This is a genomic window from Falsihalocynthiibacter sp. S25ZX9, from assembly GCF_041205405.1.
Lineage (GTDB): Bacteria > Pseudomonadota > Alphaproteobacteria > Rhodobacterales > Rhodobacteraceae > Falsihalocynthiibacter > Falsihalocynthiibacter arcticus.
Genome location: NZ_JBGFCD010000001.1, coordinates 1 through 12,147, shown reverse-complemented (window position 1 = coordinate 12,147; position 12,147 = coordinate 1). Strand labels below are relative to the sequence as shown.

The window sequence follows — 12,147 nt, the reverse complement described above, 5'->3', positions numbered from 1 at the left end:
GGTTAGTACCCAGAATTATCAGCATCCAAGGAACGGATAAGCTGCTCCCCTGAGGCCCGATTGGAATTGACCTCGGGGGAAACACGCCACGCGGCAAAGCGATCTTCGGGCGCGGGTTGCATCAATCGTGCAGCCCCCTTCCCCTGCTCCCCAAGCCAACTAGCCCATTGATCCGGCGCAAGGGAAACGGGCATCCGTTTGTGGATTTTCGACATCGTTTTGTTTGCCGCAACTGTCACAATAGCGGCTGTTCTCGTGCGCACCCCGTCGTACTCCCAATCCTGCCAAATACCTGCGAGCACCCCGACCTCTTCATGGCGCGGCGTGATATACCACGGTAGGCGCACGCCCTCAGGCGTTTTGGTCCATTCATAGAAGCCACACACAGGGATGAGGCACCGCCGTTCCCGACACGCTTTAGCAAACGCGGGTTTCTGCGCAATCGTTTCCGCCCGCGCGTTGATCAAAAGCGGGCCGTCATTGGGCTTTTTGTACCAATTGGGAATAAAACCCCACCGCATGGCCCGTAATTGGCGGCCATGATCTGTGGCCATAATTGCGTGGATTTGGGTCGTCGGACAAACGTTATAATTCGGAACGTTCGGTAAATCATTGGCGGGGGCCGCCGCAAAAAGCTGGGCCATGGCCTCCACGGGCAAAGTGATCGCAAATCGTCCGCACATTCTCTCGCTCCTCGCCAACACCTTGTTACAAAAAAGGCGCGCCGTGGCTGGCGCGCCTTAGGTTCAGTCAGCGTAAACCAAACTTATTTCACGGTGATGCGGCCATCAAGGTAGGGCTCGTAGCTGCCTGCTGCCGCAAGGTATTCAGAGACAACATCCGCAAGATCAGGGCCGAAATCATAGGCATTCATCGCGTCGCGGAACATGCTGTAGCCATCGCCGCCGCCACGCACGTAGTTGTTCGAAACAACGCCGTAAACTTTGGCTGGATCAAGCGCTTCATAGCCCGCGCCCGTATCAATCATAACCTCGGAAATACGATTGCCAAAGGCCTCGGAACCCGTGATGGTGAACGTCATCCCCGCAACCTGCGCGAAGCGACCGTTTTTGGTCTCATCGTCATATTGCAGCACCGCGTTTTCGAGCGCGTCCTTAAGCGTTGCCCCATTCACTTGGAACGTTGCCAGCGTGTTTTGGAACGGAAGAACCGTGTAAACATCACCCATCGTAACTTCGCCAGCTTCTAAACCTGCACGAAGTCCGCCGCCATTTGCCAACGCGACTTGGATGCCTTGATCTTTGACGCGCGCAAGCATCGCATCGGCAACAAGGTTCCCCATTTCGCATTCTTTGGCGCGGCAATTGTCACGCGATCCATCAATCGCTGCCCCAGTGGTCGCCACAATTTTGCTGCGAATTTCTTCGAGGGGGGCTGCGGCTTCTGCAATACGTGCAACCGTCGCGGCATCCTCAGCAACCGAGGCGTCCGTAATGATAGGCTCGCCAGTGGCAGAGATGACTTCGCCAGCGTCGTTAAACGTGACGTTCAATTCGCCAAGGAATTTACCATAAGCATAGGCCGAAACGATGGCCGTTGAGCCAACCATTGTTGGGTATGGGCCTTCGGCACGCTCGTTGGTGTTGGACAACAATGTGTTGGTATGGCCACCAACGATCACGTCTACACCCGTGGTTTCGGCGGCAACTTTTTGGTCAACGCTATAGCCCGAGTGCGACAAAACGATAATTTTATTCACGCCCTCGGCGGTCAGTTTGTCGACCTCACCTTGCACGGCACCAACAGGATCGGTAAAAATCACCAAGTCACCGGGGCTGGCCAATTCATCGGTATCTTGTGGCGTCAATCCGATTAGGCCGATTTTCTCGCCACCCCGTTCGATGATCGCGGATTTAGCAAGTTTACCAGCCAAAGCAGGCTCTTGGGACACGTCCGCGTTGGACATCAGAATAGGAAAGTTGATCGTATCCATGAAGCCTGCGAGAACTTCTGGGCCGTCGTCAAACTCGTGATTGCCAACGGTCATGCCGTCGTAGCCGAGCTTGTTCATCATTTCGGCGGCGAGTTTACCCTTGTAGTAAGTATAAAACAGCGTGCCTTGGAACTGGTCTCCGCCATCCACCAAAATTGAGTTATTTGAACGCGCACGGGCGTCGGCAACGGCCGTCACCAAACGTGCAGAGCCACCAAAGCATTCGCCAGCGGCGTTGTCTTCGGCGCTACAGCCAGCGTCATATTTGCTGATGGGCTCAAACCGTGCGTGGAAATCGTTTGTGTGTAAAACGGTGAGTGAGTAGTCGGCGGTAGCAGCGCCAGCCGTAAGGGCCAAAACGGCCGCGGTTGTGAAAAGACGGGCGAACATATTAATACTCCCTATTATTGTTCTAGAGCGATAGATTGACCAAATGCAGCATCAGAGTCAAAGGCTGCGTTTGTATAATATGTATATTCAGGGTGTTACGGACATATGACAACGGCCTCTGTCATTTTGGGGGTATTTGGCCGTTCAGGGGTATATTCGCTATTTTGGGCTATTTCGCAGTTTTTCTCTATAAGTGGCTACCCATTACGCTACCCACTCTCCCTAGAAATGAGCCTTGGGCGAAAAAGGAACGCTTGTGGCGGAGGCTTTTGAGGGTGGTGATGCGCGATTTTCTGGGCATTCGCGTCGATTAGCCGAATTGACGCGAACGGCCCTTAGCTGCCTCTCGCCGGACATGTTGTATGCTGCAATGCGGCCCGTCGAACCTGCCGTTCGCTGCATCTGCGAAATACGCACCTAACTGAACTCACAGTGTGCGGACTTAGCAGTCATACGCGCGCACCAGCCCGAAGTTGACCTTGGTGCTTGGTGATCCACAGGCTTGCCTTAAAGACACCCTGAGCCACATCACAGGTACAAGATCATTAAAATGGATCAGCTTCTGCCGTGGAATTATAAGGGGTGAATGGACGCTTACGATCATTTGGGTCTACCCAAATTATAATTGGAGGCCACGCAGTTTTTATCAAGCTTTGTTGACTTGCACAGCATTCGACACGAAGGGTGGAAACCCTCGTTTTTAATTGGGTCTAGCTGAAAAATTCACGTGGCCGCTTTCAGAATTACTACGAATAGATTCTTTTGCTTGGGCTGGATGCTCAAAGATTCGTGCGGTGTTGGATGCGAAGTCATAAGCTCACAGAACCCGCGCTGTCAGCGCGCCTGCATTGCATATCACTAAACTACCGTAGCCAATCGAGATTTCTCCGTTTCTTTCCATCTCCCGCAGAATACTCCCTGCGGATGCTCTTGATAGATTTGCGGCGACGGCCAACTCCTGCTGCGTGGCCGGAATGGCTTTGATTGGGGGGGATCGTGGGTGCCCTAAACGGTTTCCCGACAGGCGCAACAAAACGGAGGCCATTCTTTTTTGCGGTGCGGAAAGCATCAAGTCGTCTGCCGCTCCGATTGCGGTGATCAGGTGTTGCCCGGCTAGTAAGGCGATCCATTTCCAAGCTTCGGGGAATTCTCTGGAAAGTTGCAGAAAATCGTACCGGTTGATCTTTAAGAGGAGCATGTCGGTTGCGGCCTCAAACCCCAGCATGCGAGGAGAGCCAGAAACGAATTCGTTTTCCCCGAACCAGAATCCGGGCCCAATGACATGAGACAGTCTTTGTTCGTGTTCATTCATTGCCATTTGCATCCGCGCCGTACCGGAAGCAATCCCATAAAGATTGCTATCATTTGCTCCAACTCCGTAAATAATTTGCCCAGAATCTATCTGGATCCAACGGCCAGTTTTAAGGAATGCATCGGCGAATTCTCGTGGTGGATCACCAAGCCAACCAGCGCGCAATTTGGAATAATCTGGCATGAAATCTCCGATAATGCTAAGATTGTATGAGAATACACAATCTTTTTGTAGAAGCCATGCTTATGTGTCTGCTATTGATTTTAACTGTGGATCGCGTTGGCCTTCAAAAAACAACGCGCCATCGACCATATTTTGCTGCTGATTTGCCTAAATTCGAGGGTGCAGCTCCACGCGTTAAATCGGGTAAGACTGCCCATTATTGGGGTAATGGCACGGTTGGGCGGTGACGGCTCCCTCGTGTTCAGTACGCTAAATTCACGTGGTCAGTGTTCCACATTCTGGGAGGAATATTAGTGCGAATTTGTAATAGTTCAGTATCGGTAATGGCGGTTGCAGCGGCTTTTGCAACCACCGCTGCGGCACAAGACGCAATTGATATGACCGGACTTGATCCGGTCTTTGCCGAACGGCCTTATTCCCCCTATGCAGACCGAGCGTTTCCCGAAAACGTCTATTTTGGGGACACCCACGTACACACGGGCTTATCGGGCGACGCTGGCGGCGGAGGGACCAGACTCCTACCGCGCGACGCCTATCGATTTGCTCGCGGCGAACAAGTGAACTCTAACACTGGCCAACCTGTAAAGCTGCGCACCCCTTTCGATTTTTTTATGATCACCGACCACTCCGACGGTATGGGAGCGATTACGGATATGATCGCGGGGACTCCAAATATTGTTGCAGATCCCGATGGCAAGAAATTCCACGAAGCCTTCGCGAAGGGCGGGCAAGAGGCGCAAGCGGCCGCGACGGAACTTGTGCGGCAGTTTTCTCAGGGCGTACTCTCACCGGCGTTGAATTATCAGCCCGGAAATCCGGCGTACAAACGCGTCTGGGACGACATTATTCAAGCCGCTGAGGAGTTCAATGATCCGGGTACATTCACGACGTTCATCGCCTATGAGTGGACCTCTCTAGAGGCGGGGAATAACCTCCACCGCAATGTGATTTTTCGGGATGGTCCCGAACGTGCGGGGCAAATTGTTCCGTACACGACAACCCCTCCTTTGGGCAGCCGCGACCCGAAAGATCTGTGGAAATGGCTTGAAAACTATGAAGCTAAGACCGGTGGCGATGTGACGGCTATTCCGCACAACGGCAACCTTTCAAACGGCATGATGTTCGCGTTACAGGACGATTTCGCGGACGGTGCACCCTATGATGCGGAATATGCACAGCAACGCAACAAGTGGGAGCGTCTGTATGAGGCGACCCAGATCAAAGGCGATGGCGAAGCACATCCTCTTTTGTCTCCAGACGATGAATTTGCGGATTTTGAAACTTGGGACTGGGGCAATCTAGATATTTCGGAAAAGAAAACGCCAGAAATGCTTCCCGGAGAATACGTTCGGTCAGGATTACAGCGTGGGCTTCAGCTGGAAAATGAGTTGGGCACGAACCCCTTTAAATTCGGTCTTGTGGGAGCTGGGGACGCCCATACTGGCCTTTCTACGCCTGACAATGACAATTTTTATGGAAAATTTACGGCCTACGAACCGAGCGAACACCGCGCCAATCATCTATCCAAGAGAAACGATGATCTCGATATTGAGTATCATTCGTGGCGCTATATCACGAGTGGTTTGACCGCCGTTTGGGCTACCTCAAACGCCCGTGGCCCAATCTTTGACGCCATGGAGCGCCGTGAAGCCTATTCCACAACGGGCACCCGTATTCGGGTTCGGTTCTTTGGCGGTTGGGATTTTGAGGAGGCCGATACGCATCGTCGCGACCTTGCACAGGTTGGCTATTCTAAGGGCGTTCCGATGGGGGCAGACATGCACCCCGGTGAAGGGTCGCCTTCCTTCCTAATTTTCGCCTTGCGTGATCCTATGGACGCAAATCTGGACCGCGTTCAAATCGTTAAGGGCTGGTTGGACTCTGACGGTGTGCCGCAAGAGAAAGTATATGATGTTGCATGGTCTGATGATCGCGTTGCTGATGCGAACGGAAAAATTCCTGCCGTGGGGAATACCGTCGATCTTTCGATCCCCAGCTGGACCAACACAATTGGCGCATCTGAATTGGGGGCCGTGTGGCAAGATCCTGATTTTGATTCCACCCTTAAAGCATTTTATTATGGCCGTGTGCTTCAAATTCCAACACCACGGTGGACAGCATATGACGCTATAAAGTTCAATTTGGACCTTCCTGAAAACATCCCAATGACAGTTCAGGAACGCGCCTACTCTTCGCCAATTTGGTATAGCCCTGAAGGATAATTTTATGAAACGTGTACTTCCCTCCCTTGCGGCCGGCCTTTTGGCAACCACCGCTTTTGCGGAACCAAACCCACTGCGAAACGCCTATTTTGGCGAAACACACATGCACACAGCATTGTCTTTGGACGCCTATATTGGGGGCGCGCGATTGATGCCATCGGACAGCCTGCGTTTTGCCAAAGGCGCACCCGTGTTGGTAAACGGGCGTCATAAACAGCTTGAACGCCCTCTCGATTTCGCGGCCGTAAGCGACCACGTTGAATATCTGGGTGAGATGTATTCGACGATCTTCCCTGACGCCCCGGGGTATCTTCAGGATGATCTTCAAGAACTACGCACGCTCGAAAGTCTTGAGGACAAACAAGCGTGGTTCTATAAATACGTGGTGTCCAATAATCGCGGAGACAATCCAAGCCACCCGCCTTTTTACCAAGGGCCCGAGACCACAAAATCCGGTTGGCAACTTATTATTGATGCCGCTGAAGAACATAATGATCCAGGGGTTTTCACAGCGCTCATAGCGTTTGAATGGTCGTCCGCACCTAAAGGCGGCAACATGCATCGCAACGTGATTTTCCGCGACAACATAGTGCCCGAATTACCGCTTTCGAGCTATGATACCAATAAAGTGGAAGAGTTGTGGGAGTGGTTACAAGCCACACAAGACGCGGGTTCAACGCTCTTGGCAATCCCGCACAACTCAAACGCATCCAAGGGCCAAATGTTCCCGAAGGTGGATAATTTTGGCGATCCGGTCGATGCCGATTATGCCCGCACTCGTGCTAAGTGGGAGCCGCTCATAGAAATGATGCAGATTAAGGGCAATTCCGAAGTTCACCAGTCATTCTGGACTGCAGACGAGTTTGCCGATTTTGAGAACGCCAATTCGATCCAAAAGAACTCCAACCGGTATTTCTCCAAACGCGATTTCGTGCGTGAGGGGCTGAAGCTGGGTGTGGCCTATGAACAAGACCTTGGCGAGAACCCTTTCAAACTTGGGTTCATCGGAGGCACAGATAGCCACAACGGACTTACTTCGGACGTAGCGGAAGATGATTTCATCGGGGGCCACGGTCCGGAAGATGGCAGCGTGGAGCGCCGCCGCACGGCAGGAGTCGGCGGCTGGATTGACGGCATTGATCTCTCTATCGGCTCACTTGCAGGTGTTTGGGCTGAGGAAAATACACGTGCCTCAATTTACGATGGCATGAAACGGCGCGAAACATTCGCAACTTCAGGTCCGCGCATTCAAGTACGCATGTTTGGCGGGGCAGACCTCACGGCAAACCTCAGCGATCCAGTTGCAATGGTTGAGGATGGCTTTGCCAACGGAGTGCCGATGGGAGGAGATTTGGCCTCGAGCGAGACCGCGCCAACCTTCACGGTATATGCGCTTAAAGATCCAATGGGTGCAAATCTCGATCGCATTCAAGTCATCAAGGGGTGGGTGGACAGCCGCGGCGAAACCCATGAACAGATTGTGGATGTAGTATGGTCGGATGATCGCGTCGCAAGTGCCGAGGGTCTCCTGCCCGCAGTTGGGAATACCGTCGATCTAACCACCGCCCTATACACGAATGATATCGGCGCAACGACACTCATGGGGAGCTGGACCGACGAGAGTTTTGATCCAAGCCAACACGCGTTTTACTACGCGCGGGCCATCGAAATTCCAACGCCAAGGTGGTCAACTTATGATGCGGTTCGCAATGATCTACCGTTGTTGCCCGAGGTAGCGGCCACCATTCAAGAGCGCGCTTGGGGATCACCAATCTGGTACACCCCTGCCAAGTAACCGAAAACGACATCCGGTTAACGATTTTGCGGATGTCGCGCTTGTTTAACTCGTTTGATTGGAAATCAAAATGTCGCTGACCCACCGCCACGTAGTGGCCGCCCTTTTCGCGATAGGTATCGCAGGCCCGACTTATGCAGTTGAAGGCGGGCTTGGCGCCTATCTCCTTGGGTCTCGAGACAGCTTTTCGGGCATTGTGCCGGGGCCTGGCACCTATGCGGGCATTGATTTTGTTCAGTCGGAAGGGTCAGTTCAAGGATTGTCGCTCGCGGGCTTGCCAATCAGGGCGGATAGCGATTTGAAGCTGTCCTTCGCCAAACTCAGCGTGACGGAAGTTTTTGACGGCGAGCTTTGGGGGGGAACGCCTGCTGTTAACATCAACATCCCCTTCGTCATCGATGCCAACCTGACGTTTATCGGCCAAACGCCCCCCCTCACAGGCCTGCCAATTTCGGATACGGCCTCCGGCGTTGGCGATATTACCGCGACAACATTGGTGGGATGGCACAGCGGCATGCTACATTATAGCGCAGCTTTTTCTGTATTTGTGCCCACAGGGAGCTACAGCACGGCCACCCTAGACGTTCCGAACAGAACGATAAATGCCCTCAATACCGGCAAAAATATTTGGTCCTTTCAACCCGTTTTTTCCGCAACCCATTTCAATCCGACCACGGGGCTGGAGGTCTCTGGGGCTGCTAGCCTTTTGTTTAGCACCCGCAACAAAGCCACGGATTATCAAAACGCTCCGGCTTTGAATCTTGAGGCCACAGTAATGCAACATGTGAAATCCGGATGGGCCTTTGGGGCTTCGGGCTATGCCTATCGACAAATCGGCGATGACAGCGGCACAGGCGCGCAAAGCACGAAAGCGTTTCTGGGCGCTGAAAGTCTAAGTGGACAAGTGTTTGGCTTGGGCCCCGCGATCACCTACAGCGGCACCTCTGTGTTTGGAAAAGACGTCAGCCTTAAGTTAAAATACTATAAAGAGTTCGGAGCAAAACGACGATTTGAGAGTGATACCTTGTGGCTCAATGTCTCGATGGTTTTTTAGGTTTGGCGGCCTTGCGATGTGTCTAAATCGCTTAGAAGAATGTTCGCTGGCAACGCGTGTTGTGAAATAAGCACGGCATTCGCCAAATCGATTTCTGGCGCGCGGACCAGTGCCGCTTCAGGCGAAAAGCCTTGCGCCAACCAGCGCTGCACAAGGCGGTCTTGTAAGACATCACCCGCCACATCAAGACGAAGATCACGATCTTTTTCTTGGCATTCTTACCTCAATTTTTCGTTGCAGAGAACGGGCCGATTATCGCACAGTTTTACCTACTCGGAGCTTTGATGGTTTGCGTGACTCTTGTTGTATTTGGTGTCGTGGTGATTGCTGCCTGCTCACTTGGCGCTCGGACCAAAGATTCTCCAAGCGCCCAAATTTTGCTCAACAGAGTTTCTGGCATAGTTTTTGTGTCGTTGGCATTCAAATTGGCGGCCCCTGAAAATTAGTTTTACGGGTGCGGCAGGTCTGGGCTCGAAGCCGACTTGCGACAGCGCTGAGAAAACTCCCGTTTCTAGGATTCCCCAATGTCGGCTTCAAACGTTCCGGCACACCCGGTTCGCACTTGCAGCGAATGTCAGCTGTCCGCCCATAGCACCAAACACTGCACTCCTGACCGATGTCGCCTCTGGTCTCATCTCTGCCATTTTTGTCTAATTAAAAACTACTTAGCCACCCGCAGCTTCGGCTTCGCCACCCTATACCGCAAGGCGTCCAACACCTGTGCCTCCGCTTCGAAATTATCGAGAACCCAGCTATAGAGCGACGCTGTAATTTGGGGGGAGAAATGCCCCATCATCTTTGATACCGCCGGAAGGGGAACGCCATTTCGCAAAAGATGCGACCCGAAATAGTGACGCGACGCATGCCAACCCGTCGCCACTCCCAACTCCTCGGCTGGACCGCTAATCACCTTACTACAAACGCTGTGCGATAATGGGCCGCCTCTAAATGCAGGAAAGAGAAGATTGTGTTCTGCTGTGGTATTAACACGTGGTGTAAAAACGCGGATCAGTTCTTCGCTTAAGGGCAGGTATCGGTTGCCCGTTTTCGATTTGGGGGCGTTTTGAACTGTCACGCCCCCTTTCTCGTAAGCAACCGTTTTAGCAATATGGAGGCGCTTTGTATCGAGGTCGATATCGGCTGGCGTTAGAGCCGCTATTTCGCCCCAACGAACGCCTGTAAAGGCCGTGACCAACAGCATGTCCGCTGCGGTTGGGTTAGCGGCCCGTACCCTGCTTGCTAGAAGTTCTGTTTCCTCTATCGAACGGATGGGCGGTTGCTTTCGTGGGTTCTTCACCATTTTTACGGTCGACAACATCGGCCCTAGCGTCGGAGGTAAAATATCCCATGCCATGGCATCCCGCACGATTCGCTTTAGAATTTTCGTGAAGAGTTGAATGGTGTAGGGCTGAAAGCCTCTTTCCTTCGCCTTACGGCCCAAGGATACGAAGGTCAGGGCGTTTATTTTATTGAGGGGTAAGTCCCCAAACCATTCGATTAAGACGCGTTCCTGCCAAGCGTATTGCATAAGAGTGGAATTGCTCAGGCCTTCGGAGGCGTAAGGCATCCAAACCTTGAGGAATGCCGCCAGCGGTTGTGCCCCGTCACCATAATCCCCAGCTTGGGACATTTCGGCTTCGATGCGCCGAGCCTCTAGGAGTGCGGCTTTCTTATCAGTGCCGTCGAACATCTTGGTTTTTATCTTCGTCTTGCCTGTCTTTTGGTCTTTGACGCCCCAGTGCATCTTCCAGCATTTTCCGGACTTTCTTAGTCTTTTAATCAGAAAAGCCATCCGTCCTGCTTCCGTTTCTGTTGTCGTTACTTCGTAACAATTGAGTCGACGATACTGAAACGCCTTTGTGGGCGGTACAACTTTCGTTTGAATTCCGTTGAGGATTTTCTCTTCCCCAGTTCGGCGACACCGCTGTCAGTGATTCGCTTCAATTTGCCTCAAACTTTGGAAATACATACTTTTCTTTTTTTGGCTTGGTGCTAGCGGCTTTCGAATAATTAGTTTTCTGAACCGGCTAAAAGTAAAACTCTCGTAGGTCACTTCTCAGAAATGACTATTTTACTATTTGTAAGTAAACGCTTTTTCTACAAGTTGATATTTTGATAAAGTAAACCACACATGTTTTACTTTTATTCAATAATAATAATGGCTTGCGTGATATCAGAAGTTGTGGGTAAGTCGTATTACAACAGAAATTACATCCTGAACCCAGACAATGCTCAAGCGCTAATTTCGTTAAAAGATAACATGATGGCTTCAAAAATATCGCATCAAAGCGAACTCATACGAGAAAGCAAAGAGACGATGATCCTGACAGATCAATCTTATCGGCTTTCTCCCTATATAGAAAGTATGAATCAAGATGAATATCTCCGAAAAAATCCCGACAGATCACCAGATTGTCGTAAGGGGGGTCTCTTAGCCTCAGTTCGGCTGCTGTCAGGAGCGCAGTGCTTTGTATGTGGCTGGGCCGATGTCGGCAAATCTTCTTTTTTCTAAATTCGCCGACAGTCCCACGATCTCAGCTTGATAAGCTTATTTCATCTTACAGGTACTCTTGCCAAGAATTCTGTAAAGTGGGCAGAAGTTAAGAAATGCCGTTCCAATTAAAATTAGACCCAACCAGCCCCAGACACCAATCGTCCCCATGAGCGTGAGGACTACGAGAATTGCGCCGACGGCTAGTCTTATCATGCGATCTGTTGATCCAACGTTTTTTGTAAGTTCCATAGTATTTTTCCTTTGCTAAACTTGTTGCTCGATTACTCAAACTCCATCTTCTCATAAACTCAACCCGCGTTCTTGGTCGCGGGTTCTTCAAATGTATCAAGGCGCGTGTAGGGCGATTGGTCAATATAAAAAGCGTAGGTCAAATCGCCGCTTTCGTCTATATGCTCTCCGATTTTGGTGCGAAGATACACGAGATAATCGTGGATGAAACGTTGCACTTGATCCATGTTTTCTGGATGACCATGGCTGAGGATGACATATGCAGCTTCCAATGCCTCAACTGATCATCCCGAGTTTCAATCCAATCAAGCGTATATGGGACGGAAGCAGATTGCATGTTCAGGTGCAGCATTGGTCACTATGCGCGGCGGGATCAACTGATCGACGCAACACACTGGGCGAACTTCTCAGCTGGGGTTTGATATTGCAAGGTCTTGCGGGGTCGTTCGTTCAACTGTCTGGCAATAGCGCTGAGTTTGGCTTGCGAATGAACC

Annotated in this window: 9 protein-coding genes and 1 pseudogene; 3 read left to right on the top strand and 7 right to left on the bottom strand. The window is 51.6% G+C overall.

The window, feature by feature from the left end; all coding sequences use genetic code 11:
- Positions 1 to 2: 2 nt before the first annotated feature.
- The 3 genes from AB9F29_RS00050 to AB9F29_RS00040 form a co-directional block, all read right to left on the bottom strand.
- Positions 3 to 683: an SOS response-associated peptidase gene (locus AB9F29_RS00050; protein WP_369754165.1), complete on the bottom strand. Its 681-nt coding sequence runs from the start codon at positions 681 to 683 to the stop codon at positions 3 to 5.
- Positions 684 to 766: 83 nt separating this feature from the next.
- Complete coding sequence (locus AB9F29_RS00045; RefSeq protein ID WP_369754164.1) at positions 767 to 2,344, bottom strand: bifunctional UDP-sugar hydrolase/5'-nucleotidase; 1,578 nt, start codon at positions 2,342 to 2,344, stop codon at positions 767 to 769.
- 817 nt (positions 2,345 to 3,161) lie between these two features.
- Positions 3,162 to 3,839, bottom strand: a complete 678-nt coding sequence (locus AB9F29_RS00040) for a Crp/Fnr family transcriptional regulator (RefSeq protein WP_369754163.1) — start codon at positions 3,837 to 3,839, stop codon at positions 3,162 to 3,164.
- A 293-nt stretch (positions 3,840 to 4,132) separates the two neighbouring features.
- Between AB9F29_RS00040 and AB9F29_RS00035 the strand changes: the two genes are divergently transcribed.
- The 3 genes from AB9F29_RS00035 to AB9F29_RS00025 all read left to right on the top strand — a co-directional run bounded on the left by AB9F29_RS00035 (position 4,133) and on the right by AB9F29_RS00025 (position 8,910).
- The gene (locus tag AB9F29_RS00035; protein WP_369754162.1) at positions 4,133 to 6,061 is read left to right on the top strand and encodes a DUF3604 domain-containing protein; all 1,929 of its coding nucleotides are present in this window, start codon (positions 4,133 to 4,135) and stop codon (positions 6,059 to 6,061) included.
- A gap of 4 nt (positions 6,062 to 6,065) precedes the next feature.
- The gene (locus tag AB9F29_RS00030; RefSeq protein WP_335586717.1) at positions 6,066 to 7,856 is read left to right on the top strand and encodes a DUF3604 domain-containing protein; all 1,791 of its coding nucleotides are present in this window, start codon (positions 6,066 to 6,068) and stop codon (positions 7,854 to 7,856) included.
- Positions 7,857 to 7,926: 70 nt separating this feature from the next.
- Positions 7,927 to 8,910, top strand: coding sequence for a transporter (locus AB9F29_RS00025; protein ID WP_335586718.1), 984 nt, complete (start codon positions 7,927 to 7,929; stop codon positions 8,908 to 8,910).
- A 661-nt stretch (positions 8,911 to 9,571) separates the two neighbouring features.
- Here the strand turns inward: AB9F29_RS00025 and AB9F29_RS00020 are convergent.
- The 4 genes and pseudogenes from AB9F29_RS00020 to AB9F29_RS00005 all read right to left on the bottom strand — a co-directional run.
- Positions 9,572 to 10,702 carry a tyrosine-type recombinase/integrase gene (locus AB9F29_RS00020; protein WP_369754161.1) on the bottom strand — a complete coding sequence of 377 codons (1,131 nt, stop codon included), beginning with the start codon at positions 10,700 to 10,702 and terminating at the stop codon, positions 9,572 to 9,574.
- 756 nt (positions 10,703 to 11,458) lie between these two features.
- The gene (locus AB9F29_RS00015) at positions 11,459 to 11,653 is read right to left on the bottom strand and encodes a DUF2892 domain-containing protein (protein WP_335586350.1); all 195 of its coding nucleotides are present in this window, start codon (positions 11,651 to 11,653) and stop codon (positions 11,459 to 11,461) included.
- Between the two features lie 59 nt (positions 11,654 to 11,712).
- Positions 11,713 to 11,880 carry a hypothetical protein gene (locus tag AB9F29_RS00010; RefSeq protein WP_369754160.1) on the bottom strand — a complete coding sequence of 56 codons (168 nt, stop codon included), beginning with the start codon at positions 11,878 to 11,880 and terminating at the stop codon, positions 11,713 to 11,715.
- A 146-nt stretch (positions 11,881 to 12,026) separates the two neighbouring features.
- Positions 12,027 to 12,147: pseudogene (locus AB9F29_RS00005) on the bottom strand (IS30 family transposase); the annotation flags it as partial.